This window comes from Rhodococcus sp. T9N (assembly GCF_024436645.1).
Classification (GTDB): Bacteria; Actinomycetota; Actinomycetes; order Mycobacteriales; family Mycobacteriaceae; genus Rhodococcus_F; species Rhodococcus_F qingshengii.
Genome location: NZ_JAMSKS010000001.1, coordinates 332,566 through 357,995, shown reverse-complemented (window position 1 = coordinate 357,995; position 25,430 = coordinate 332,566). Strand labels below are relative to the sequence as shown.

General features: G+C 62.6%; 22 protein-coding genes. 8 read left to right on the top strand and 14 right to left on the bottom strand.

The window, feature by feature from the left end; translation table 11 throughout:
* Position 1: 1 nt before the first annotated feature.
* Positions 2–667, top strand: a complete 666-nt coding sequence (locus M1L53_RS01705; RefSeq protein ID WP_054188283.1) for a YoaK family protein — start codon at positions 2–4, stop codon at positions 665–667.
* 39 nt (positions 668–706) lie between these two features.
* The gene (locus M1L53_RS01700) at positions 707–2,332 is read left to right on the top strand and encodes a sodium:proton antiporter (protein WP_003943093.1); all 1,626 of its coding nucleotides are present in this window, start codon (positions 707–709) and stop codon (positions 2,330–2,332) included.
* Here M1L53_RS01700 and M1L53_RS01695 read toward each other — a convergent pair whose 3' ends face one another.
* Complete coding sequence (locus M1L53_RS01695; protein ID WP_007730272.1) at positions 2,333–2,770, bottom strand: DUF2867 domain-containing protein; 438 nt, start codon at positions 2,768–2,770, stop codon at positions 2,333–2,335. It abuts the gene before it with no gap.
* Positions 2,771–2,823: 53 nt separating this feature from the next.
* On the opposite strand from M1L53_RS01695, the gene M1L53_RS01690 reads away from it, so the two are divergent.
* Both M1L53_RS01690 and M1L53_RS01685 read left to right on the top strand, forming a co-directional pair.
* Positions 2,824–3,396: a TetR/AcrR family transcriptional regulator gene (locus M1L53_RS01690; protein ID WP_054188282.1), complete on the top strand. Its 573-nt coding sequence runs from the start codon at positions 2,824–2,826 to the stop codon at positions 3,394–3,396.
* 179 nt (positions 3,397–3,575) lie between these two features.
* A complete protein-coding gene (locus M1L53_RS01685) occupies positions 3,576–3,704 on the top strand; it encodes a hypothetical protein (RefSeq protein WP_003943237.1) in 129 nt (42 codons plus the stop codon).
* 61 nt (positions 3,705–3,765) lie between these two features.
* Here M1L53_RS01685 and M1L53_RS01680 read toward each other — a convergent pair whose 3' ends face one another.
* Complete coding sequence (locus tag M1L53_RS01680) at positions 3,766–4,650, bottom strand: SDR family oxidoreductase (RefSeq protein WP_054188281.1); 885 nt, start codon at positions 4,648–4,650, stop codon at positions 3,766–3,768.
* Between the two features lie 56 nt (positions 4,651–4,706).
* Here M1L53_RS01680 and M1L53_RS01675 point away from each other — a divergent pair, with 56 nt between their 5' ends.
* A complete protein-coding gene (locus M1L53_RS01675) occupies positions 4,707–5,033 on the top strand; it encodes a helix-turn-helix domain-containing protein (RefSeq protein WP_019745900.1) in 327 nt (108 codons plus the stop codon).
* A gap of 8 nt (positions 5,034–5,041) precedes the next feature.
* Here the strand turns inward: M1L53_RS01675 and M1L53_RS01670 are convergent, their stop codons facing one another.
* From M1L53_RS01670 to M1L53_RS01645, 6 genes are all read right to left on the bottom strand, one after another.
* Positions 5,042–6,103: an alpha/beta hydrolase gene (locus M1L53_RS01670; RefSeq protein ID WP_083471231.1), complete on the bottom strand. Its 1,062-nt coding sequence runs from the start codon at positions 6,101–6,103 to the stop codon at positions 5,042–5,044.
* 83 nt (positions 6,104–6,186) lie between these two features.
* Positions 6,187–7,656, bottom strand: a complete 1,470-nt coding sequence (locus tag M1L53_RS01665; protein ID WP_054188370.1) for a cellulase family glycosylhydrolase — start codon at positions 7,654–7,656, stop codon at positions 6,187–6,189.
* A gap of 80 nt (positions 7,657–7,736) precedes the next feature.
* A complete protein-coding gene (locus M1L53_RS01660) occupies positions 7,737–9,860 on the bottom strand; it encodes a phosphocholine-specific phospholipase C (RefSeq protein ID WP_054188280.1) in 2,124 nt (707 codons plus the stop codon).
* A gap of 104 nt (positions 9,861–9,964) precedes the next feature.
* Positions 9,965–11,743, bottom strand: a complete 1,779-nt coding sequence (locus M1L53_RS01655) for an Ig-like domain-containing protein (protein WP_054188279.1) — start codon at positions 11,741–11,743, stop codon at positions 9,965–9,967.
* Positions 11,740–12,882 (bottom strand): Ig-like domain-containing protein, encoded by a 1,143-nt coding sequence (locus tag M1L53_RS01650; protein WP_042451633.1) that lies wholly within the window; start codon positions 12,880–12,882, stop codon positions 11,740–11,742. The genes M1L53_RS01655 and M1L53_RS01650 overlap by 4 nt, the downstream gene beginning before the upstream one ends.
* Before the next feature lie 269 nt (positions 12,883–13,151).
* On the bottom strand, positions 13,152–15,089 hold the full coding sequence (locus tag M1L53_RS01645; protein ID WP_054188278.1) for an O-acetyl-ADP-ribose deacetylase: 1,938 nt from the start codon (positions 15,087–15,089) through the stop codon (positions 13,152–13,154).
* Between the two features lie 78 nt (positions 15,090–15,167).
* Between M1L53_RS01645 and M1L53_RS01640 the strand changes: the two genes are divergently transcribed.
* The 3 genes from M1L53_RS01640 to M1L53_RS01630 all read left to right on the top strand — a co-directional run bounded on the left by M1L53_RS01640 (position 15,168) and on the right by M1L53_RS01630 (position 17,510).
* On the top strand, positions 15,168–15,848 hold the full coding sequence (locus M1L53_RS01640) for an NrtR DNA-binding winged helix domain-containing protein (protein ID WP_054188277.1): 681 nt from the start codon (positions 15,168–15,170) through the stop codon (positions 15,846–15,848).
* A gap of 61 nt (positions 15,849–15,909) precedes the next feature.
* Positions 15,910–17,034, top strand: coding sequence for a dihydrodipicolinate reductase (locus M1L53_RS01635; RefSeq protein WP_007730283.1), 1,125 nt, complete (start codon positions 15,910–15,912; stop codon positions 17,032–17,034).
* Positions 17,031–17,510 carry a carboxymuconolactone decarboxylase family protein gene (locus M1L53_RS01630; RefSeq protein WP_019745891.1) on the top strand — a complete coding sequence of 160 codons (480 nt, stop codon included), beginning with the start codon at positions 17,031–17,033 and terminating at the stop codon, positions 17,508–17,510. Before M1L53_RS01635 ends, M1L53_RS01630 begins: the two co-directional genes overlap by 4 nt.
* Before the next feature lies 1 nt (position 17,511).
* On the opposite strand, the gene M1L53_RS01625 is transcribed toward M1L53_RS01630, so the two are convergent.
* From M1L53_RS01625 to M1L53_RS01600, 6 genes are read right to left on the bottom strand one after another with little or no spacing between them, the layout of a single operon-like run.
* Positions 17,512–18,300, bottom strand: a complete 789-nt coding sequence (locus tag M1L53_RS01625) for an SDR family NAD(P)-dependent oxidoreductase (RefSeq protein ID WP_054188276.1) — start codon at positions 18,298–18,300, stop codon at positions 17,512–17,514.
* Positions 18,290–20,035, bottom strand: a complete 1,746-nt coding sequence (locus tag M1L53_RS01620; protein ID WP_054188275.1) for an amidohydrolase family protein — start codon at positions 20,033–20,035, stop codon at positions 18,290–18,292. Before M1L53_RS01620 ends, M1L53_RS01625 begins: the two co-directional genes overlap by 11 nt.
* A complete protein-coding gene (locus M1L53_RS01615) occupies positions 20,032–21,693 on the bottom strand; it encodes a class I adenylate-forming enzyme family protein (protein WP_054188274.1) in 1,662 nt (553 codons plus the stop codon). The genes M1L53_RS01620 and M1L53_RS01615 overlap by 4 nt, the downstream gene beginning before the upstream one ends.
* 19 nt (positions 21,694–21,712) lie before the next feature.
* Positions 21,713–22,753, bottom strand: coding sequence for an NAD(P)-dependent alcohol dehydrogenase (locus M1L53_RS01610; protein WP_054188273.1), 1,041 nt, complete (start codon positions 22,751–22,753; stop codon positions 21,713–21,715).
* Positions 22,750–23,904 (bottom strand): serine hydrolase, encoded by a 1,155-nt coding sequence (locus M1L53_RS01605; RefSeq protein ID WP_054188272.1) that lies wholly within the window; start codon positions 23,902–23,904, stop codon positions 22,750–22,752. Before M1L53_RS01605 ends, M1L53_RS01610 begins: the two co-directional genes overlap by 4 nt.
* Positions 23,901–25,289 carry an NAD(P)/FAD-dependent oxidoreductase gene (locus M1L53_RS01600; RefSeq protein WP_007730290.1) on the bottom strand — a complete coding sequence of 463 codons (1,389 nt, stop codon included), beginning with the start codon at positions 25,287–25,289 and terminating at the stop codon, positions 23,901–23,903. The genes M1L53_RS01605 and M1L53_RS01600 overlap by 4 nt, the downstream gene beginning before the upstream one ends.
* Positions 25,290–25,430: the final 141 nt, after the last annotated feature.

Below are 25,430 nucleotides of genomic sequence, written 5' to 3'. Positions count from 1 at the left end.
GGTGACGGGATACAGCAGGTCGCTGATCGGCCTGGCGACAGCGCTCGCCGGGTTGGCCGGTTACGTCGACGCGCTCGGATTCATCACGCTCGGTGGGCCTTTCGTTTCGTTCATGAGCGGCAACATGACGCAGGCGAGCGTCGCATTTGCCGACGGGGTGTGGTCGACCGCGCGGGTGGCCGGCGGCATCATCGTGCTCTTCCTTCTGGGAATCGCGCTGGGAACCGTCGTCACCCACTTCACGGAGCGCTATTCGGTCCGGGCCCGCAAGGTGACGGTGCTCGCGGTTGTAGCCGGGCTGCTGGCCATCGGTTCGGTGATGAGCAGCCTCGACGTCACCCCCGGCGCGATCTCGGCGATGGCTTTGGCGATGGGAGCCGTCAACTCGGTGTTCCAGCGCGACGGCGAGGTGACGATCGGCGTCACGTACATGACCGGTGCGCTGGTCAAGATGGGCCAGCGTCTGACCGGAGCCTTTCTGGGCGGTCCGAAGTGGGCGTGGCTGCAGCACTTCGGGATGTGTGCCGGGTTGATCGCGGGCGCGGTGGTCGGTGCATTGGTTCACCGATGGATCGGTCTTCACGCTCTGTGGCCCGCATCGGCGTTCACGGTTGTTCTGATCGCCGTTGCCTGGCAGGTCTCGCCCCCGTCTCCGGCAAAGGTGTAGAAAGAGCCAGACACAAATCCGGGGGTACAGGGGGAAGCAGTGGATGCTCTGATCATCGTGGTGCTCGGACTGCTCGGAATCGTCGCGGCCTCGACGCTCGGAGCGCGGATCGGAGTCGCAGCACCGTTGATTCTGGTGATGGCCGGGATCGTTGTCAGCCTCTTACCATTTGTCCCAGCAGTGGACATCGACCCGGAATGGATTCTGGCAGGCGTGCTTCCGCCACTGCTGTACTCCGCCTCGGTCTCGATGCCGTCGATGGAGTTTCGGCGTGAGTTCGGTGCCATCGGTGGGCTTTCCGTTCTGCTCGTGGTCGTGAGTGCGCTTGTTCTCGGTGTGTTCTTCTCCTGGGTGATACCAGGACTCGGTATCTGGTGGGGCATTGCACTCGGTGCGATCGTGAGCCCGACGGATGCCGTCGCGACGTCCATCGTCAAGAAACTCCCGGTCTCGCCGCGGGTGGTGTCGATCCTCGAAGGCGAAAGCCTGCTCAACGACGCCACCGCTCTGGTTCTGTTGCGTACTGCCATCGCCGGGGCCGCCGCATCGGTGTCGCTGTGGAGTGTGTTGGGCAAGTTCGCTTTTGCCGTCGTCGTGGCCGCGGTCATCGGAGTTGTCGTCGGCAAGGTCAACCTGATGGTTCGCGCCCGTGTCACCGATTCGACGGTCAACACGGTCATCTCGTTCACGGTGCCGTTTCTGGCGGCGATCCCCGCCGAAGAGTTGGGTGCGTCAGGGTTGGTTGCTGCAGTCGTGGCCGGGCTCGTCACCGGCTACGACGCTCCTCGGAAGCTGTCACCGCGACACCGGTTGTCCGACTCCCAGAACTGGCGCACAGTCGAATTGGTCCTCGAAGGTGCGATCTTCCTGGTGATGGGCCTTGAACTCTCGTCGATAGTCGACGATGTCCGGGTCGACCACGAGGGCATATCCACGGCGGTCTTCGTGGCGGCGGGTGCACTGTTCCTCACGATCTTGGTGCGGGCTCTGTACGTGGCCCCGCTCCTGCGAGCGCTCCAAGCGCGGGCGAATTTTCGTGAACGCATGAAACCCAGACTCTCCGACATCGCGAATCGCCTCGACAATCCCGAGGATTACCCGCCAGACGAACGACGCAGCAGGCGCCGGGCACCTTCGGCGAATCAGATGGAAAGGTTCAAGGTTCGGGTTCGGCGGACGGTTGCCGATATCGACTACTACCTTGCTGCGCCGTTGGGATGGCGTGAAGGCACGATCGTCATCTGGGCCGGCATGCGCGGGGCGGTCACTCTGGCTGCAGCGCAGACTCTGCCGGAAGACACCCCGAGTCGATCGCTCCTGATCTTGGTTGCGTTCCTGGTGGCAGCAGGCTCGTTGATCCTTCAGGGAGGAACGTTGAAGCGCGTCGTAGTGGCGACCGGTCCGGCAGCGCAGGACCTCACCGAATCCGAACTAGACGAGCATCGCAGGTTGCTCGACCTCCTCGAAGATGCTGCTGCGAGTGTCGTTCCGCCAGAGGGTCGGTCGAAGAAGAGGATCCGCCTCGACGTGATCGACGCGCAGCGTCAGGCACTGCTCGACGCACGTGACGATGGCGTGTTCGACGCACGGATGCTCGGATCGGCACTTGCCGCGCTGGATGCCGATCAGATCAGCCTCGAACTCAAGGGCGGTCCGGATGGTTGATCACGTGCACAGTCGCTTTCGAGCGGACGTCATCATTGCCCGCGTGATCACGCCGTGCAGTACCTGAACGGGTGCGAAGTAGATTCGGCCCGCGCGGTTCTTCAGCTCCACGGCGGTGACGACGTGCAGGAGGCCGGCGTCGTTGTCGGCCTGAACCGAGGCGACGAATCGTAGGTGTTTCTCGTCCGCTTCGATGAGGGCCTCGCCGTCGGCGATCTTGTCGACGGCAAAGGTGTCGGGGCGTCCCTTGGCGATGCCGAGCAGTCCGACTATCCGCTCCCTGAGCCAGAACATCGCGAGGACGGGTGCGGGGACATTCCTGACGTCGAAGACTGCCTGCGCCCACTCCTCGGATGTATGGGTCGGAACAGACGGGATGGTGATCGTGGTGGCTTCTGCCCAGTCCGGTGCAGGCATTGCCTTGAAAGCGAGTGTCATTTCGTCCTCCGTACGGTGCCGTATGGAACTTACCCATACGGTACCGTACGGAGGTGACGAATGCCCGCGCCCGACTCTCTCGTGACCAGTGGATCGATGCAGCTTTCCAGGCTCTGACAAGCCATGGGCCTGATGCAGTTGCAGTGGAAAAGGTGGCGCGCACGCTCGGATCGACCAAGGGTTCCTTTTATTGGCACTTCGCCAACCGCGACGAATTGCTGCAAGCTGCGCTCGGCCGGTGGGAAGTTTTGGCAACCGAGAGACTGATCTCCTCCGTCGAGTCCTCTGGTGAACCGGCGGAGGTGAGGTTGCGTCGTCTGGTGGATTCGGTCACGACCGGATTGGCCGGTCGCCGTGCGGAGTTGGAACTGCTTGCCGGGATCGACCATCCTTTGGTTTCGGCGGCGGTTCGACGTGTCACCGAGCGTCGAGTTACCTACATCGTGACGTTGTTGGTCGATCTGGGGATGGACAGGCAGAAAGCGGAACATCGTGGCGTACTTGCGTATTCGATGTACCTGGGGCAGATGCAACTGGTGCACAGTGCGCCCGATGCGGTTCCTCGCGGCGATGTGGACGCTCACGCGCTCGCCGACGAGTTCGTGAACATGGTTCTGGCCAGGTAAGTCCGCCGTCGAACGCAGCGTGATCTGCGCATCACCCTGCGCTTTCAGGTGAGGGACCACACATTGCGCGTAACCCATAGTTACAGATACTTTGAGGTCAGCTGAAGTGGGGTGCCGGATATGTCGACATTTCCCGGAGGCGCAAAACCGTTTCACGACAGGAAGAAAGGTGACTCACCATGAGCGTTGTGCTTATTTCGTTGCTGGTCGCCGCTGGACTCACCGTGCTGGCCACCAGTGACGGTGCCGGTCTGGACTTCGGGAGTCGGCAGCTGAACCGCCAGTTGAAGACCCGCACGCACCGGTAACCCCGGAAATCGGCCGGCTCCACGCGATACTTCGCGGAGCCGGCCGTTTGCGTTGTTCCGGTCAGTTCACTCCGAGATCTACCAGCCAGGCCCGGGTGCTGCGGGCGACGATGCCCAAGGCAACGGCAGAACCCGTCGCGGAGTCGAACGCGACGCTGTCGGCAGATTCGAGTCCCGTGTAGAGCTGGGAAACCCCGGCTGCTGCGCCCCCTCCGATGATCGGCGCAATCGACGCACCGAAGGCATCGGGCGTCACGGCTTCGAAAGTTACCGCGCGCGAGAAGTGTTCGGCGAATGCCTCGGCGAGTTCGATGCCGGTGATCGCCGGAATCTGTCCGATGTCGACCGCGTCCGGTGCTACGTCGAGAGTCAGGGCCGCAACGGCTGCATCAGCGACGTCGAGATGTGAACTCCATGCGACCGCGAGATCGGCACGCAGTGGGTAACGCAGGACCCCTTCGTCTTTCACCCCCGACAGCACGGTAGGCAGAAGAAGATTCTCGAGGAACAAACGCGGGGTCAGGACGGTCACCGCGATACCTTCGGCGCGGAGTCCGTCGACGAGCTCGGAGAGAACGGGTGTGTTGGGACCGGCAAGCGGCGAAGTAGCGTCGCCGGTCACCGTGCCGCTGGTAGAGATCACGAACCGCGAAGGACGTGTCACTCTTGCTGCTGCCAGAACGTTGTGGGCGTAACCAGCTAGCGTCTCGGTGTCACCGGCGAGTGGCAGGTGGAAGAACACCCCGTCTACCCCGCGATAAGCGTCGGCGAGAGAGTCGGCTGACGCATTGTCCGCGACGACGGTGTTCGCACCCTCGAACGTCTGGTCGGGGTTGCGGGTGATTGCTCGGACTTCGGCACCTGTCGATCCGGCGAGAGCCGCGACCAATCCCGCGAGAACGGGAGAACCCTGTGCGCCGGTGGCGCCATGCACTGTGTAAGTCATGACGCCTATAGTTCAGATTGGGAACCAGTTACTTCAAGTGAACTAATGGGGAATCGATGAGTGAATCAGGTCACGTGCTTCCGGAGTGCGGCGTCGCGCGCTTTCTGCTGGTTCTGGACGGACCGTGGGCAACGCTGATCGTTCGTGAGCTCACGCACGGCCCGATGCGCTTCACGGAACTACGACGCGCATTGCCCGGCATCAGTCCCAGGACACTTTCCGCCAGGCTCAAGCGATTCGAGGAGTTCGATCTGGTGACCCGGACTGCCTACGCCGAGGTGCCGCCGCGAGTGGAGTACGAACTCACCGCGACGGGGATGGAACTGCGCTCCGTGCTCGAAGCGATGGTCGAGTGGGCGGATCTGGCACTCCCCGTTTCGTGACCCTGCCCTCAGTGCGGGCCCGAAAGTCCAACCCGCAGAGCGCCGCAGGCCTCGAACATCGCATCTTGACCGGTATGGCCGACGCCGGTGGTGTTGACGAAGGCATGGATCAATCCACTGTGACGCCTGAGTGCAACCGGGACTCCGGCCTCTCGCAGCCGGTTCGCGTATTCCTCACCCTCGTCGCGTAGTGGGTCGAAACCGGCGACGGCAACGTACGCGGGCGGTAGGCCGGCCAGGTCCGGAGTGAGCAGCGGTGAGACTCGCGGGTCGAGAGCCGAAGCGCCGCCCGACAGGTAATGGGCTGCATACCAGTCGAGTTGGGCGTCGGTGAGAAAGAAGTCGGTGCCGAACATCTTGTGCGAAGGGCGCTTCGACGAAAGGTCCACCCAGGGGAAGAAGAGCAGTTGGGATACTGGTTTGACGTCGTCTTCGGTCGTGGACTGCGCGACGACGGCAGCCAAGTTCCCACCCGCGCTGTCTCCGCCTACCGCAATGGATTTCGGATCTGCACCCAGCTCTGTGGCATGCTCGACGCAGTACCGGAATGCGGCGACGGCGTCATCGACCCCGGCGGGGAACGGGAACTCCGGTGCTAACCGGTAGTCCACCGACAACACACTGACCTCGCCGTGGCGGGCCAGGAAGCGGCACACACTGTCGCCGCTCTCGAGGCTGCCGAGGACGAACCCGCCGCCGTGGAAGTACACCAAAAGTGGAGCGGGCGTTGAGACTCCGGCCGGGCGATACAGCCGAGCCGGAATCGCGTGATCCCCGGCCGGGATCTCGAGGTCACGTACCGTCTCGATGTCGATGGGCGTACCGCCGAACAGTCGCGATTCGGCGTCGATCTGAGCCCGTCCCTCTTCGACCGGAAGATGCTCGAAGCTCGTACCTTCGACCGCTGAGAGCAATCTCAGCGCAAGCTGGATCTCGGGGTGCAGAGTCTGCCCGTCGATCTCCTTCGGCTTGCCACCGAGAATGCGCTGCGCGCCGGTCGGTAAGGCGCCGACGACATCGAGCACCACCCGCGCAACACGATCTTGGACAGACATCTTCTCCGTGGACATACTCGCCTTCCGTCGGCTGATCACCCGTCGCTTGTACGTTACGAAAGAACCGGACAAATATCCAGGAATCTCGGCGCTCGCGGTCAGCTTGCCGGTGTCACCGTGACTGTGACGGGGCCCGCGTCGTCCGCGGTTTCCACTGTGAGAAGCCGGCTTTGGGGGTTCCAGTTAACGATGTCGGCGCCCGCGACGTCGACGCCGCCGGGAAAGCCGCTCTCGGGTAGATAGATCTCGGTCGGTGCCGTTACCGCGGGGTTCGGGGTGAACGTCAGCTGAAGGCGGTCAACGGTCGAGGACCATTCGGTGGGTGTGCCCGCGACGGCACGCGGATACGGCTTGTTCAGGGTGTCGACGAGGAGTGTCTGCGATCCGTCCGGCAGGTACGGGCCCCAAGGACCTGGATCACTGGACCAGTAGGAGACACCCGCGCCGAGTTCTCGGGCGGTCGTGTAGACGCGGTCGATGTAGTCGGTTGCGCCGGGCAGTGTTGTGTCGAGCCCGAATTCGCCGAGAATGATCGGAACGCCGCCGAGTACGTTGCCTGCGATGTGTTCGACGCTGTCGCGCCAGGTGTCGATGGTCGCGTCGGTGAGTGTGCGTGAGAGGCCGGAGTATCCGTCACCGAGGTCGAGGGGCAGTGGGTACAGGTGTGGGCAGTAGGCGATTCGCTGTTCGCCGGCTCGTGGGTCGTTGATCTTCGTGAGTCCGCTGGGGACACCTTGGTTGACGCCGACGGCCTGCGGGGCCACACACACCCAGCTGTCCTGATCAACTTCCCTGATGGCGTTGGTGGTTCGCTGATACAGGGCAGCGAGGGGCCCACCTTCGAAGGCGGGGCCTTGGAGGGAACCGCCCCACGGCTCGTTCATCAGGTCGTATGCCACGACGGTGTCATTGCCTGCAAAACGTTCGGCCACCGCCTGCCAGGCGTTCGCGTAGTGCTCGACCAGTTCGGGATGTTGGCCGGTGGTGTTCCAGAAGTTGTCGAATGCACGCATCACACCGGGTTGGACGTAGTACAGCTCCCAGCGGTCTTGAGGGGTGACCGGAAGGCCGTCCATGTAGGTCGCCCAGGCCGGCGCGCCGTTGCCGATGTTGCCGGCGCCGTTGCCGCTGTTGCCCTCTGGTGTGATCGCGCCGGAGTAGACGTCCTGATGCATGTCGAGCATGACCTTGTAGCCGCGCTCGGCGTACCAGCTGACCCGGTCCTCGACGCGGTCCAGATATTCCTGGTCGTACTGTCCCGGCTCTGGCTCCACCGAACGCCAGGAGATCAGGAAACGCACGAAATTTGTTCCCATGTCGGCATGTTCGCGCTCGAGATCGGCTTCGGTGAACTTCGGCATGCCGTCGGGTGCGCTTTTTGCGCTCGACGCCGTGTTGAACCCTCGCAGGATCAAGGAGCGCCCGGCGTCGTCGGTCAGGTACGACGGTGGCACCGACGTGCCATCGGCGCTCCCCGACGTGGGCAGGCTGCCCTGAGCCGCGGCAATTCCGCCGCCCAGTATCAGTGAGCCCGCGACTATCAGTGCTGAGAGCGGGATACGACGCACGGAAACTCCTTCTGGGTGTGTGGATGGATTGACTTGTCCGAATGGGGATTCGGCCCTGGGCTTGAACGCTCGGTGTCGATTCACGTCGGTTGGCTTACACTGGTCCGCCCGTTTTCGATGTGTCCGACGAGCACGCGCTTGAATTCAGGATCTTCGTCGACCGTCACGATGGCCTGATACCAGCCGTCCACCGACGCCACCGCCCACCGGCCGCGTGCGCCGGCAGCGAGCTTCCGTCGGTCTCCGTCGACGTCGACGGAGAGTGCACGACTTCCGGAATTGTTCGCGGTCAGTACAAGCGCGCGCGTCCCTGCGTCGATGGTTGTCGAGACGTCGAGCGAGGCTGCCGCACTGTCTGTAGCTCCACTGAACTCGCGCCTGAAACCATTGGGACCCAACAGGGTCAGGCTGTAGACGCGATCACTGAGCGCAACGGTGTCATCGACCTCGCCCAGGAGGTCGTAATGCCGTGGCTCGTCGAACTCACCTGCGTACGGGTACAAGGCCAGGTGAGTTGATGCGGCACCGGCATTGACCAGATGGACCGTCAACGAGCCGGTTTCCGGGTTCACCGTCGTGTAGGCGTCGGGCTGATAGGGAAGGGCCCGTGCTGGTCGAGTGCCGCTTTCCTGCAGGGGCATTCTCTGTTCGGTGGGAGGTGTTGGCGTCCATCGCGGTTCCAGCGGCGGTGTGGGTTGCGGGCGCGCCAACGTCGGCCGGCTACGCGGGTTGGCGAAGTCGAACGCCGACGTCAGGTCGCCACTCACCGTGCGTCGCCACGGGTCGATTTCCGTTTGCGTGATTCCGAACCGCGTCTCCAGGAACTGCGTGACGGACGTGTGGTCGAATACTTGTGAACAAACGAAACCGCCAACAGTCCACGGCGAGATAATCGTCATCGGCACCCGCGGGCCGAGACCGAGCGGCTGATTGCCGACCCATTCGGCTTCGACCGAGCGCGGCGGTCGAGGTGGCGGTACATGGTCGAAGTACCCGTCGTTCTCGTCGAAGTTGACGATCACGGCCGTCTTCGCCCACAGATCCGGATCGGACGCGATGGCGTCGAGTACTTGATAGAGCAGTGTTGCGCTCGCCGCAGGTGACGAACCCGATGGATGCTCCGAATCCACCTCGGACGGAACGAGATAACTGACTTGCGGCAGTCGGCCCGACTCGACGTCCTTCCTGAACTCGGCGGCCAGTGTGCCGGGCCGGGATCGGTACAGTGCGCGATCGTAGAGTTGGCGATCAGCAGGCGACAGTTGGTCTGCAGCATTCTCGAGGGCCAGTACCGCTGCGTCCTGGACCGGCGCCGGCATCGACGGCAGGGCGAGATAGAACCCGGCCAAGGTCTGCAGTTCGTAGGGGAGCAGGCTTGGCCGACCAAGCAGTCCTGCCGCCACTTTCTTGAAGGCAGTGAAGTATTCGAGGTTGTTGTCTCCGAAGTTGTCCCACTCCTGGTAGGTCTTCCAGGAAATGCCGGCGGACTGCAACCGCTCGGGAACCGTCGTCCATCCGTAGCCGGCGTGCCAGGGGTTATAGGCCGCATTGGTTACAGCTCTTCCCTCGGGGCCGGGCGGATCCGAAGGCAAGACCGACTCGGTCGGATTAGGCGAATGTGGCTCGTATCCGGTGTATCCAGAGACCCAATAGTTCCGGTTGGGGCTCGTCGATGTCGGTACGGAGCAGTGGTAGGCGTCGCAGATCGTGAACGCGTCCGCCAGTTCGTAATGGAACGGGATGTCTTGCCGGTCGTAGTACGCCATTGTCGTACTGGTTTTTGCCGCGATCCAACCGTCGTGCCAGCCGTCGGCGAGTGCGGCATGTCCGCCCGCCCAGCTGTGGTCGAGTCCGGTCACGTTCTGGGTGTCCATGCGTTGTGCCGCAGCGGAATCGCGGATGGGGAAGGGGAGCACAGGACCGGTAGGACCGGGTTGTTCGAAGACGCTGTTGCCGCTGCGTAGACGCAACGCATTCGGATCACCGAAGCCGCGAACACCCCTCAGCGCGCCGTAGTAGTGGTCGAAAGATCGGTTCTCCTGCATGACGAGGACTACATGCTCGATCGAATCGAGCCCGCCGGAGTTTGCGGGTGTCGCCAGTACACGTTGAAGCGACGGCGGCAGAAGGGAAGTAGCGGCGACTGCAGTTGCACCGACCCCGGCGGCGAGAAACGACCGTCGAGAAAGAGAATTCCTGGACACTTGTGCTCCATCGATAAATCAATCAGTTCTATGACCACGGCCGCAACAGGCTGCTGCCGCTGCTCCGAATCGGTGCAGCGGCAACAGCGTCGAGAAGAATTCGATCAGGAACCGAAGAGACCGCCCAGTGAACCGAGGCTGCCCGAACCGCCGTTCCCGCCGTCGTCAGGCGCAGCAGAAACCTTGACGACGGATTCGTCCGACGCGGACTGTGTGAATCCACTTCGCCCGGCGTATGCCGCCTTGATCCGATGATCGCCCGTCGATGCGAAAGTGTGCGTCAGTCGCGCCACTCCATCGACTCCGACGACAACGGGCTGTCCGATGGGTTGGTCGCCGTCGTAGAACTGAACCGAGCCCCCGCCGGGGTTGGGGGTGACAGTCGCGGACAGTTCTGCCGCGACATTCTGCTTGGTCGTCGCGGGAGCTGCCAGTGAGGTCGAGGTGGTGACATCGGACGGTGCGGGATCAGACACGGTGACCGTTTGAGCGGATGCCATCGACGGCATGAATCCTGTTGCGCCGGAGTAGTAGGCCGAGACGGCATGAGATCCAGCCGAGGTGAAGGCATGTTCCAGAGTGGCTTTGCCGTCAGCGCCCACCGGGATCGGAGCGCCGATATCTGCAGCGCCGTCCTTGAACTGGAGAGTGCCACCGGCGGGTGTCGGCGTGACCTGCGCCCTCAGCGACACCGATATGCCCGTCTTCGCATCGGTAGGAACGTTCACGGCAGTGTCGGTCTGCTTGACGACAGGTGCGGCAGTCACCGTGACCATTGCCTCGGTCGAGTTGGAACTCTGGAATCCGTTGACGCCCTGGAACGTTGCGGAGACCCGCGCGGTTCCGGCGGTGAAGAAGGTATGCGGTAGCCGGGCAGTGCCGTCGGCACCGGGCGTGACCGGTGTACCGACGTCGGCGCCGTCCACCCTGAACTGCACGTTTCCGTTGACCGGAGCCGGATCCACCTTTGCGACAAGCTCGGTCGGTGTGCTGGCTTGGATCGAGCCGGGCATCTGGATCGTGGTGGTTGTCGGTTGGCTGACGTAGATGGTGGTCAGGGCCTGCCCACCGGCGTTAAGGCCGGAGTTCCTGTTGTCCCGCGGGGAGCAGTTGTAGCGCTCCCAGTAGTTGACTGTGAAGACATCCTTTTCGCGCTGGACGAATGTGAGCGCATTTCGGTCGTCGTCGTAGTTGGCGGAACCGGGATCGGAAACCCTCAGCGAAGGCTTGATCTCGGTACCGGCCGCACCAGCTTTGACCGTGACGTCGACTGCGGGGAGTCGGAACTTGGTGTTGGCACCGACGATGATGCCGTCACTCGATCGAACTGCGGAGGACGGACCGTTTCCGGTGGTCCGATTCGATCCGGAGATACGCAGGTGCGTACCGGATGCCGATGGATTACCGCCGTCGTCGATCCGTGTGACTGTCGGAGTGGCACTGTCGGATCCGAGGCCGTACGCACTGTCCGCCACAAGCTGGGAACTCACGAATTCGACGCCGGACGGGATGTCGAAGTCGTACTTGATCCGGGCCCAATGCACGACTCCACGGCTGGCATGGCCGCCGCTGTTTGTCTTCATCTCGTTCGGCTGCACGCGGTAGGTGACGGTCTCACCTGGTGCCGCGGTGGTCGGCGCGGTGATGGTGACTCCCGAGCCGAGTGTCTCGTTGAACGTGATCGGGCTTGCCACACCGTCCATCTCGCGCACATGGCATGCAGTTGTGAAGGCCACGCTCTTGGTCTCGGGGGCAGCAGAGGCGATCCCGCCGCCGACGATGGAGAACAAGCCGCCGGCCAGTACCGAGATGGTTGCAATCGCAGAGCCGCGTAGGAGTTTCGAGTTCGTCGTCGAATCCTGGTTTCTGTTCACAGTTTTCACGACCCGAATCCGGGGGTACCAAGGCTGCCGAGGCTACCGGTGCCAGGCTCGGGCTCGGACGGTTCGACGACGTTGATCGTCACGGCGCCCGACATCGACTCCATGAAACCGGCCGATCCCGTGTAGTACGCCGTGATGTTGTGGTCGCCCGCTGTTGTCATCGTGCGGTTGGCCTTCGCGACGCCGTTGACGACGGCCACCGGAGCGCCGAGGTCGACCCCTCCGTCACGGAACTGCACTGTTCCTCCCGACGGCCACGGAGTGACCGTTGCCGTCAGTTCCACGGAGTCACCGACGACGGCCTTACCGGGTGCGTCGATTCGCGTCTGTGTCTGAGCGAGGCTGGAGTCGACGTTGATCACGGCGAGCGGCCGGCCGCCGGCGTTCAATCCGGCCGAACGATTGTCGCGTGGTGAGCAATTGGTGGTCAGCCAGTATTTGACGCCGCCGAGCAGGGTCTCCTGCTGCAGGAAGGTCAGGTAGTTGGCGGCACTGTCGTAGGAACCCGAGTTAGAGTCGGACACGCGCAGCATGGGCTTGATCTGGGTGCCGACAGCCCCTGACGTGACGGTGACGTCGACTGCCGGGAGCTGGAACGTCTTTCCTCCACCGACCTCGATTCCGCCGCCGCCGTTGTCGTCGGTGTTGGGTCCGTTGCCCGCCGTGATGTTGTTGCCGGAGATACGAAGATGCGTCCCATTCGGATCGGGTGAACCGGCATCGTTCACCCGCGTGATCGTCGGGGCGACCCCACCCAGATTCGAGCTGGTGCCGGCCACGATCTGCGCCCCCACGTAGGAGGTGCCTGCGGGGATGTCGAAATCGAACTTGAGACGCGTCCAGTTCACGACGGACCTGAGGTCGTAACCGTCCTTGGGGACCGTCATCGGCTTGGGCGCGAGGCGGTATGTGAAGGTGGAGTTCGGCGGGACCACGGCCGGCGCACTGATCGTGACGCCGGAATCACGCGTCTCGTTGTGCGTGATCGGTCCGGGGAACTGCCACCCGTGGCACGATGCCGTGAACGGAAGGTCCACATCAGCGGCGGACGAGACTCCGGTTCCGCCGATCACGAGGGCAACGCATCCGGTCAACGACGCGGCCACCCCCACTCCTCGGCGCATCAACGTCGACACCATTCACATTCTCCTTGAGTAGCGCTCGACAAGATCGAGCTCTCGGCTTGAAGCCGGGTCCGGGAACCGGCCTCGAGCTGACAGAGAATCGAATACGTCTCGTCGTTTGCTCACCACCAGCTCAAACCCTGGAGAGGAGTAGAACACAGAGCGAGCCGCAAAATATGCGATTCGGACAAATTGTTGGACAAACGTCCAACCGGTGAAATTTCTCCACTTCTCCGACCGCTCTGCACTGCTTTAACGTGGCGTGAAGTGGGCCCGGTAAACGGTCAGGCGATCGCGCGGCGCATCAGGTCTGCCGTCTCCTTGTTGAATGCGACCAGTGTGACCGTCTCGACCTCGGTCTTCGCCGCGCGAATCGCTGAAACGGCCTGTCGGACGGCATCTTCCTTCGGCCAGCCGTAGACCCCTGCCGAGATCAACGGAAAGGCGACGGTACGGGCGCCGATCGAGTCGGCCACGGCGAGGCTGCGGGTGTACGCCGACCGAAGCAGACCGGAACGGTCCTCGGAGCGCGAATACCTCGGGCCGACGGTGTGAATCACGGCCTTGGCGTGCAGCTTTCCGGCGGTGGTGGCTACGGCCGCACCCACCGGCAGGCCGTCGGGAAGGCTGGTGTTGCGCAATACCTCGCAAGCCTTCAGGATCTCCGGTCCCCCGGCACGGTGGATCGCGCCGTCGACACCGCCGCCGCCGAGGAGCCTGGAGTTGGCCGCATTGACGATGGCGTCGACGGTCAGCGTCGTGATGTCACCTTCGACGACTGTAATAGCGGGCATGGATCCTCCTGTGTATCCGACGGCTGTGTGTCCGACGGACGCGTTTCCGACTGCCGTGTTCCAGAGTTCACGCTTCGGGCGAGCCCACGGCATAGCCGAGCGTACGTCGTAGGGGTCACGTCCGATCAACATCGAGTATCGCGCTGCAACCGACGGCGTGCGACTGTGCGCCTGAACGCAATGGAGGAGTACGCGCTTTCCCTCGGCCCGCAACGCCTGGACGGTGCGCGCTGCGTCGTCGAGAACGAACTCGAGGTTGGCGTTGGAATCGTGACCGTCGTCGACCAACCAGAACTCGACGTGATCAGGGGCGACCTGTCGTGTTCCCATGCGGCACAGGCTGACCACGGCGTCGTAGTCTGCAGTGGACACCGCATCGACGCCGCCGAGCATGACGCCGTCGTCGTGCGGGTGCGTCGTCAGGTGGTGGGTTCCGCGAAACCTCGAGTAGTCGAGTTCTGCCGTCGACGGCCATCCGTTCTTGTCGTCGGTACCGCCGCGAGCGGTCTTTATTGCCAGGCGAATCAGATCGGAGGAACGGTATCCCGGCCAGCCATGCATGATTCGGCGCCAACGGGCGGGAACCGCCGACGCTCCCCAGCGGGCGCCGAGGAGGCCACCCGCGATGGCCGCCGTCGTGTCGGTGTCCCCGCCGGCTCTTACTGCTGCTTCCAATGCGTACTGGAGGTGGCGAGCATCGCCATTGTCCGTGGAAGTGATTGCCCACCAAGCAGTCTGAAGTGCATGCACCACCCAACCGTTCTTGGAGAAGTCCTGCGGGTTCCCGGTTTCGGCCTGATCGAGCAGCGGGCCCCAGTATTCGGCGACGTCCTGATCGGCAACGGAGAGGAAGCCGCGAACACCGTCGAAGTTGCCGGAGACAACGGCATGGCGGATGGCATGGGTCCACAACTCGCACGCCTGTCCGGCACGCGGGTCGTCGTGCGTGAGTGAACTGATCCGGTGCGCTGCCGACCTGGCACCTTCTGCATCGTCCAAGTAGGAGAGGGCGACGGGAGCAGTCCGCATGAGCGAGCCGTTGCCGGCCTTGCGGCCGCTGATCGCCCGCGCACGATCCGCCATCGCCGCTGCGCTTTCGGAGCGGACGGACAACACTGCTCGCGTCTGGTTGCCGATGTCCGCGGGCTTCGAGTCGTACCACCGGATGAACTGTGCTGCAATGGCATCGAGACCGTCAGAGCTTCCGATGTCGATTCCGGTCGCGGCCACCTCGGCGATCGCAACTGCCATCGAGGTGTCGTCGGTCCATTCTCCCGGCGCCCAGTCGAACGGGCCGCCACCGATCATGTCGATCGTGACCTCGGCCTTCGGGTAGGTGAATTCGTAGCCGGCGCCGAGTGCGTCTCCTGCTGCGGTGCCGAGCAGAACGCCGGCCGCTCGATCGGACTGCTGTGCGGTGAGTTTCATAGCCACCTCTTCGGTTCGCGATGATCGTTTGATCAACTTTGCGCTAACCATAGATCATGTTTGAGATAACATGCAAGGGTGAATAAATGGACAGACACGAGCGGCAAGGGATTGACGGACTATCCGCGTCCGTCTGTGGCAGTGGACGTCGCGGTGCTGACGTACAGCGGTGGATCTCTGAAAGTTCTGGTGGTTCGGCACCGTCTCGGTGCGCTGGCGCTACCGGGAACATTTCTGCACGAACGCGAATTGCTCACGGCCGCAGCCGATCGTGCCCTGTCGGTCAAGGCAGAGTTGGCCCAGACGAGCTTCCACCAGTTGGCGATCTTCGACCGACCGGACCGCGACGACCGTGGATGGGTTTTGTCGGTCGCACACACGGCTTGCCTACCGGAATCGGCACTGCCCGATTCGGCGCTTCTCGTCGATGTGTACGACGACGAGGCAGTGAGCGGACTCGCATTCGATCACGCCGACATGGTGCGACTCGCGGTCACGGACCTACGCACGAGGTATGCGTCGTACGTGGATCCGGACGGATTGTCGGGCGGGACGTTCACCGTCGCCGAACTTCGGGGACTGTACGAGGTGATCTTCGATCGTCCGTTCCAGAAGGACAGCTTCCGCCGGCAGGTGTTCGAAGCGCTCGAAAGTACCGGCGAGATGAGCAGACCAGGTAACGGCCGACCCGCCGAGACGTACCGGAGGCGGGGTGACGGCGCACTGACTGCGCAGGCAATGGCATTTTTGACCGGATGAAGTGAAACGAATTCTTGCAGTTCTGCTGACCTGACGCGCTGAGCTGGGTAATGTCCGATTGATGGGTGCAGTTTCGAATGAAGCCGAGTCCAAGATTCCGACTGTCGTGTGGGGTACCGGCAACGTCGGGCGTGCATCGATTCGCGCTGTGACAGCCAATCCGGCCCTCGAACTTGTCGGCGTCATCGTTGCGAACCCCGAGAAAGTCGGGCGAGACGCCGGTGACCTCGCCGATCTGGGAGTGCACCTGGGCGTCGCGGCTACCGACGACGCCGATGCCGTGCTCGCAGCGTCTCCCGGCGCGGTGGTCTACGCGGCGTCCGGCGACATTCGGCCCGACGACGCGGTTGCCGACATCACGCGGGCACTGGCCGCCGGAGCTGTAGTGGTCACGCCCTCCGTATATGCGCTGTACGACCCGAAATCTGCGCCTCCCGAACTTCGTGATCCCGTCGAAGCTGCAGCCAAGGCGGGCGGCGGCGCTCTGTTCGTCTCCGGTATCGACCCAGGCTGGGGCAACGACATCCTGCCGATTCTCGTCAGCGGGCTCGCGGGGACAATCGACCAGATCCGGTGTCAGGAAATCTTCGACTACACGACCTACGAACAGCCGGATTCTGTCCGCTACCTGATCGGGATGGGTCAGCCGATGGACTACGAACCTCCCATGGTCGCGCCGACCGTACCCACCATGGTCTGGGGCGGGCAGATTCGGCTCATCGCCCGGGCACTCGGGGTGGAACTCGACGAGATCCGCGAGACCTTGCTGCGCCGCCCGCTCGAGGAAACCGTGTCGACCGAACATATGGGGGAGTTCGCGGTCGGCACCCAAGGCGCACTGCGATTCGAGGTTCAGGGAATCGTCGGCGGGGAACCCCTGATCGTGATCGAACACGTCACGCGTATTCATCCGTCCTGTGCCCGCGACTGGCCGCTCCCGCCAGACGGAGGCGACGGCGCGCACAAGGTGATCGTCGAAGGACGACCACGAATCGAGATCAACGTCGAAGCCACCGATGAAGGTGGAAACCGCGCGGCCGGTGGAAATGCCACGGCCGTAGGACGTCTCGTCAACGCAATTCCCTGGCTACGTCAGGCTGAACCCGGTCTCTACGACGCGCTGGACGTTCCGCTCACACCCGGCGTCGGCAAGCTCGGTGCCCGAAACTCGGAGGTACTCACATGAATATCGACATACCCGAAGGCAAGAACCCGATCGGCTACGTGTGGGGAGAGATGGTCCCCGGCATCGGACCCGCAGCCGCCGGGTTCTCCCAAAAGGTCTACACAGACGGAACTCTCGGCCTCCGTGAGTTCGAGGCGGCCAGGCTCCGGATCGCTCAGATCAACGGGTGCATCTTCTGTCAGGACTGGCGCACCGAGCGTGACGGCGAGACTGTGGAGTCGACGTTCGATCAGGCTGTCACCGACTGGCGCACCACCGATGCCTTCGACGACAGGACACGCCTCGCTGCCGAATACGCCGAGAGATACGCCCTCGACCACCACGGGCTCGACGACGAGTTCTGGGAACGTATGACCGCTCACTATTCCCAGCGAGAAATCGTCGAGTTGAGCATGTGCCTCGGATCGTGGTTGGCCTTCGGCAGGCTCAACCACGTCCTCGGCCTCGATACTCAATGTGTGTTGCCCGGCAACTGAACTAGTTGCCCAGCGTCGTCAGATCCGGGTAGTTCGAGACCTCCCAGCCGCCGTCGACGACCAGACTGGTTCCGGTGATGTACGAGGCGTCGTCGCTGGCGAGATAGAGGCAGGGGCCCGCGATCTCGTCGGGAGTTGCCGCTCGGGACATGGGGATTCGGCTGAGAAACATGTCGCGGGCGGGTTCGTAGTTCATGACCGGCGCGACCAGTGGCGTGTCGACCAGGCCGGGTAGAACGGCATTGACCCGGATCCCCGACGCAGCCAGTTCGATCGCGGCATTCTTGCTGAACATCTCGACTCCGGCTTTGCCTGTCGCGTATGCGCTCCCGTAGGGGCTCGGCACGTGCGCGTTCAATGAGGACACGTTGACTATCGCACCACCGCGACCGTGCTCTCGGATATGCCGCGCTTCATGTTTGGTGCAGAGGAAGACGCCCTTCTGCACCAGGTCGATGGTGAAGTCCCAGTCGGCCTCGTCGAGGTCGACGATCTGCCCCACCCTCGACGCACCGGCAACGTTGAAAGCCAGATCGATACCGCCGAATTCCGCCGCCGCCGCGGCAAGGGCCTCGGCAACATCGGATTCCTTGGTGACGTCAGTGGGAACGGCGAGGAAAGCCCCGCCCTGCTGGGAGGCTATCTCTTTCAAACCCTCTGCAGCGATGTCGATTCCAGCTACCTGTGCGCCTTCGTCGATAAGCCTTAGTGCGATGGCTGCACCGATACCTGATGCTGCTCCAGTGACGACTGCTGTTTTCCCGGCAAATCTGGACGTGTTAATGGGCACCTGCTTTCAAGAACTTTCCGGTTCGGCGGTTGCCGAGAACGGGTGCTGCTTCTCCGTCGCCGAAGACGTACTCGCCGCCGACGAACACTGCGGTGACGGTCTGGTCGTTGCGATTGACCATGCGGGAGAGGTTGTCGTACTCCACAACCGGGCTTTCCGCATAAGTGTCGAGCGAATCGTCGAGATGAGCGGGATCGATCACAACCAGGTCGGCGCGATCACCTAATCGAAGGTGCCCGGCATCGACGTCGTACCACTCGGCGAGTTCACCGGTGAGACGATGCACCGCTGCCTCGACGGTCATGAACGGACGGCCGACCTTTTGGGCATCGTAGACACGTCGTAGTAGGCGTAAGCCGAAGTTGTAGAACGCCATGTTGCGCAAATGCGCTCCGGCGTCGGAGAACCCGAGTTGGACGCCATTGTCCTGGGCGAACTTGTCCAGAACCTCCGGCCGGTGGTTCGAGATGGTTGTGCGCCAACGCACTTTCGTGCCGTGTTCGAGGACCAGATCCAGGAATGCATCGACAGGGTGGAGGCCGCCACGTTCGACGCCGACCTGCCCGAAGCTCTTGCCGACCAGGGATTCGTCGGGGCAGGACACGATCTCGGCGTCGAAGAAATCGCGATGCCAAACTTTGACACCGAACTTCTGGTCGTAGTCCTTGCGGAATTGTCGACGGTAATCCTCGCTCTGCATGAGGACGTTGCGTTCCATCTCGTCGGTCAGATGCAGTGCTGCAGCGCCGGATCCGAACTCCTCGAAGACAACCAGGTCGATGCCGTCGGCATATACCTCGAAGGGAACTGGCAGGTGCTGCCAGCGCAGGTCGCCGCCGAGTCGATTGACCAAGTGTGCCAGTGGGCCGAGTATCACCACGGCCAACTTGTTGGACTTGATGTCGGCCGCCGAAAGCATGCTCGTCTTGAGTCGCTTACGCCAGATACCCGCGCTGGAGAACGCCATCGCTCCGGTACTCATCGGGTTGGAGAGGTCAGGTCCGGCCTGAAATACCCGTCCCCGACGGCGCAGGATCGCATTGAGTCGGCGTCGTTCTTTCGTGGTTGCATACGTCGACGGCAGCGTGCGTGAGCGGCAGGTCTCGCCGTCGAGTTTGTCGAACAACAATTGCTGACTGGACATCCCGACGAATCCTGCGTCGAGAGCTTCGGTCAACTGTGCTTCCATCGACGCGAGTTCGGCGTCTGTGGGATGGACGTCCTTCCTGGTAGCACGATCCAGTCCCATCTCGGCGGCCCGCATATCGGAGTGTCCGATGAAGGCTGCAACGTTGGGACCTAGCGGAAGCGCCTCTAGTGCAGCAACATACTCGCTCGCAGAGTTCCAGGTCTTGGCACGGTTGAGTGCGTCGACGACGTGCTTACGCGGAATTGCCTCTACTCTGCCGAAGAGATCACCCGCGTCGGAGGGGCTGGCGTGAATGGTGGACAGGGAACACGATCCGACAAAGATCGACGTGACCCCGTGTCTGAGAGATTCGCTCAGCGCCGGGCCTTCGAGGATCTCGACGTCGTAGTGAGTGTGGATGTCCACGATGCCCGGGATCACCCACTTGCGCCTGGCGTCGATGACACGGGGACAGTCGGTTTCGTCGAGTGGATCGAGGGAGGTGGCAGTAACCAACCCATCGCGGATACCCAGATTGCGGACAGCTGGTTTGGCCCCGGTGCCGTCGAACCACAGACCGTTGTTGATCACGGCGTCGTAGGTCATGAGAGAACCACCTTTGCACGTATCGTTTTTCCGGTTGCATTGCGGGGCAGAGGAGTTGTGCTCAGTTTCCACTTCACCGGCACCTTGAAGTAAGCCAGTCGTTCGGCGACGTAGTCGCGTAGTTCTTCTTCGCCGGCGGCTCCCTCACTCCGCAAAACGACGACGGCTGCAACTTCTTGGCCGAGGTCTGCCGAATCAATGCCGATCACAGCGCATTCGAGTACGGCGGGATGCTCGTCGATGGTCTGCTCGATTTCGAGAGGGTAGACGTTCTCGCCGCCGCGCAGGATCAGGTCGGATCGGCGACCCGTCAGGCGGAGTCGGCCGTCCTCGAATACTCCGAAGTCGCCGGTTCGGAGCCATCGATCAGGACCGATAGCGGCTGCAGTCGCGGTCTCGTCGTTCCAGTACCCCAACATCACATAGGCGCTGCGCGCACAGATCTCACCTTCCTCGCCGTCGGGGACTGCAACACCGAAGGGGTCGCGCACCTCCACGCTCACCCCGATGATCGGCCGGCCGAGAGTTCCGGGGAACGCGGCAAGTTCCGGTGGTGTGGCAACTGAAATGCCGGTGGAGGATTCGGTGAGCCCGTAGCTGTCGACCAAGGTGTGCTGCGCAAAAGGCAGTCGTGCGCGCAGTCGGTCCTGCAAGGCCGGAGATGACGGCGCAGACGCGAGCGCAAAGGCGCTCAGTGAGGTCAGGTCGTACTTCTCGAGACTGCCGTACTCGAGGAGACGGGTTGCCATGGTGGGGACCACCGCCCAGTTGGTGACCTTCTCGCGTTCGACGAGGGAAAGGACTTCGTCGACGTCGAAGGCGCCCTGATGGATGACCACCGCTCCGCCCGTCGCGAGTCGTGGGATCGCCAGGTTATGCAGGCTTGCAATGTGAAACAGCGGCGCGGTCAGCAGATACCGCAAGTCACTCGGTCGGCCGTCGCTGGGTTTGCCGGCGAACGCCGCAGCGAGGCGATCGCTGTAGCGGTGGTAGTCGATGACGGCCAACACGTTTCGGTGACTGTGAACAGCCCCCTTGGGGCGGCCGCTGGTTCCGCTCGTGTACAGGATGACGGCCGGATCGTCCTCGTTGACGGAAGTACGGGGCAGTGTCGATCCCGAATACTTCTCCATCAAGGTAGGTAGATCTTCTTCCATCGTGAGTACGGGAACATCGGTGTTCAGTTCGGAAAGAATCTGCGCGCGTTTGGCGTCGGCGATCACCACTGTGGGGGTGGTGTGATCGATGCCGTACGCCACCTCGCGGGCCACCCACCACGAGTTGAATCCGACGGCGATGGCACCGAGGGACTGAGCCGCCCAGAAGGTCATCACCCATTCCGGCGTATTGGCAGCAAGTATGCCGACCCGATCACCCTTGCGGACGCCGTACCGCTCGCGCAGCGCCGTCGCCAATGCTGCTACGGCCTCGCCGTGCTCGAGGTAGCTGAAGCGTCGGTCCTTGGTCACCAGATAGTCGCGTGATCCGTAGTCGAAGGATGCAGCGAGCACGTCGCCGAGTGCCTTGTCGCGGTTCTTCATGACGGGCATCGAACTGCCGAGTACATCCTCGACTTGCATCTCGAAAGGACCACCGGGGCCGGTCAGCCCGGCCATGACGGACGCGATGAATGCTTGTGTATCAGCGGAAGTAGTCACGTGAAGTGCCTTTCGAAGATTAGGGTACGAGCACTGCGCGTCCGGTGACCTTGCCGTGTTCGAGACGGTCGAGTGCGTCGCGGGCATCAGCGAGGTCGAAGCGGGCTACTTCTACCGTTACCAGACCGGCCTGTGCCAGGGCGATGGAATCGACGAGGTCGTTTCTGGTGCCGCCGTAGGACTTCCGGATCGATGCGCCCCACGGCCAGCCTGGTCCGCCGGCAGCTTCGGCAGTGATTCCGGGGTTTCCGCCTCCGAGACCTACCATGCGATACGCGCCGTTCGGCGCAACCGCTTGAACGGACATCTGTGCAGTTGCGTCGATACCGACGAAGTCGAAGATGACTTCTGCGCCTCTGGCCGATGTGAGGTCGAGGATGTGCTGCGCGGTGTCCGGTCCCGATTCGAGCGTGATGTCGGCGCCGCAACGTTTGGCGAGATCGAGTTGATCCTGTCCGACATCGACGGCGATGATGCGCACGGCACTGATCGCGCGAAGTATCTGTACTGCAACGTGACCGAGTCCGCCGACGCCGATCACGACGGCGGTGGCACCGGGCTGAAGATGTTCGCGGGCACCGCGAATGGCGTGGTAGCTCGTCAGTGCCGCATCGGCGAGAGGTGCGGCCTGCAGGAAGTCGAGGTCTCCGACAGGTACGAATGAGCGAGCCGGGATCTTGACGTACTCGGCCATCCCGCCTTCGGGACCAAGCCCGGGGCAGGGCGGCATCGCGGTGCGTCCAGCGGCGAGGCACATATTCTCGTTGCCGCTCATGCATTCTCGGCACTGTCCACACGACCAACAGAGGTAGACGACGCCACGCTCTCCGACGGAACGGCCGTCGACGGCACTGCCGACTGCTTCGATCGTTCCGGCAATTTCGTGGCCGATTGTCAGCGGTTCTTCGCGCATCTTGTACGGAAAGTGCAGGAGATGGAGATCGGAGTGGCAGATTCCCGCTGCGCCCACCCGAATCAGTAGTTCCGACGGGCCGATCTCCGGGACCGGCACGTCGTTGATTTCCAGGAGCCCGGGCCCCATGAGCTGGGCTGCCTTCATGAGCTGACCTCGCTGACCTCGGAGTTGTATGCGGCGCTCAGGTACGCGTTGCTGCGGTCGGATCCGATCAGACCCGGTGCCATCTTGTTCATGACGTAGGCGAAGGTCATCCGTCGGTCCAGATCGTTGACCAGCATCGAGCCGCCGATACCTGCCCACCAGCAGGTGCGTCCGTCGGGAATCAGTGGCGCGGTAACCGGATGTGGCAGTCCGTAGCCGATGCCGAACTTGAGTGGTGTCATGATCCCGAGATCGATACCGTCGGCTTGGATCTCGAAAATCAGGTCGATGGTGCTCTGCGAGAGCAGCTTCCGGCCGTCGAGCACACCACCGTTCGAGATCAGGGATTGGACCCGAGCGATAGAACGTGCGTTGCCGTGGCCGTTGACTGCGCCGATCTCGGCTTCCCGCCAGGGTGCGGTGTTGACCTCGGGGTAGTCGAGCAGTGGGCAGGTCAGGGTCTTGATGAAGATGCTGTCCTGGTCGAGCGTGGACAGGTCGAACTCCAACGCGGGCGGCGGAACCATGGTGGCGATTCGACCGAAATGCTCTGCGGACGTGCCGATATGGAAGTCGGCTCCCAGTGGACCGGAAAGCTCTTCGGCAAAGAACCTGCCGAGAGTTCGCCCGTCGATGCGACGAATGACCTCACCGACGAGATGGCCGTAGTTGATCGCGTGATAGCCCGACGCCGTACCCGGGGTCCACCAAGGCTTCTGGGTAGCGAGGCGAGCGGTGGACGCCTCGAGGTCGTAGATGTCCGTCAGTTCGATCGGGCGCTCCCAACCGGAGACACCAGACGTATGCGACAGGAGGTGGCGAACTTCGATGTCTTCCTTACCGTTTGCCGCAAATTCGGGCCAGTAGTGAGCAACTTTCTGGTACACGTCCAATTGGCCGCGTTCGACCAGCAGGAGCGCACACAGGGCCGTCATGGTCTTGGTGATGGAGAACGTGTTGACGATGGTGTCGCTGCCCCATGGAGTGGTACGGGATTCGTCGGCGTACCCGCCCCAGAGATCGACCACGGATTCTCCGGCGACGGTGATGGCAACAGAGCCGCCGAGTTCTTCACCGGATTCGAGTTGAGCCTCGAAGGCGGTGCGGACGGCGTCGAACTCGTTGTCGCAGTGACCGTTCACCAGACTCATGCGCGATCCGCCTTCTCGAGTTCGTGTGCTGCTGCACGCGCGGCAACAGGTAGCTTGTTTCCGGAGGCCGCAGCACGCTTGGTGCCCTTGGCGATTTCCTTGTTCATGTTGCGGACGTAGGGATCGAACTCGAGCTGAATCGTGTGGCGTGGTGACTTGTAATAGGGGGCGAGGAAGTACGCCTCGTCGGCTTTGGTGATCTCCTGCATCTCGTTCGCGGACGGCAGTTGGTATTTACCGGTGAGGTAGGCCGCGACGAGCTTGCTCTGCTGCTCGGCGAAGTTGACGAGCGTCGGCATGGGCTGCGCGAGTCCCATGAAGAAGAGGTTGTCGATTCCGGGCTTCATCATTCGTTTGAACAGTGGGAATCGGTTGTCCTTGTCCGGCAGCAGATTCGGATCACTGAAGAAGGGGAAGCTGATGTTGTAGCCGGTGGCGCAGATGACCACGTCGACGTCCTCGGCGGTGCCGTCCGCGAAGTGAACCTGCTTTCCGTCGAGTTTGGTGATGGCAGGCTTGAAGGTTATGTCGCCTGACCCGGCGCGTCCGAGGAACTCGCCGCTGGCCGACGGGTGGGCCTCGAAGGGGCGGTGGTCCGGCTTCGGCAGACCGTAGCCTTCCATCGTTCCCAGATTCTTGCCGAGGAATCGACGACTCAGGAACAGTCGTAGACCACGCGGCATCCAGGGCGGGGTGATCAGTTTGTCGCCGGGTACACCGCCGAGATATTTCGGCAGTACCCAGACTCCACGGCGAGCCGACACGATGAGCTTGTCGGCGAGGTATCTCTGGCCCAGTTCGGAGGCAATATCCAAGCCGGAGTTGCCCATTCCGACCACGACTACCTTTTTGCCGCGCATGTCGACCGGGTCGAACGGGTCGTTGTAGCTGTGGCTGTGCATGAGGACCCCGTCGAACTCACCTGGGTAGTCCGGGATGTTGGGATCCCAATGATGTCCGTTGCAGACCATCAGGACGTCGTAGGTGCGAACTTCGCCGTCCGAGCGCGTGATGGTCCACAGCCCGTCTGTATCACGTTCTGCTGCAACAACACTGGTGTTGAAGATGATCGACTCACGCAGTCCGAAGTGCTCGACGTAGTCCTTGAAGTACTGGAAGAGTTCGGAGTGGTGCGGGAAGTCGGGAAGGTCAGCGGAGACCGGGAAGTCCTCGAATGCCAAGCGCCACTTCGACGTGTCGATATGCAGGCTCTGGTAGCAGGCCGACATCCCGTTGGGATTCTTGTAGTACCAGTTTCCGCCGACCTCGTCGGACGCTTCGTAGCAGTCGAAGGGTATTCCGAATTCCTTCATTCGCTTGGCCGTCGTGATTCCGGTAGGCCCGGCGCCGATGATGCACACGCTCGGCAAGGGGGAGGGGCTCATTCGCCATCGCTTTCTGTTCTGTTTCGGGCGTGCGAGAAGAAGAATCGAATCCCGAGAAGTGACTTGAGTCATAGTGCGCCACTCGCTGACGTTGTGTCAATGAATGACGCAATGTTTTTTGGTGACGGCGAGTCGGTGATT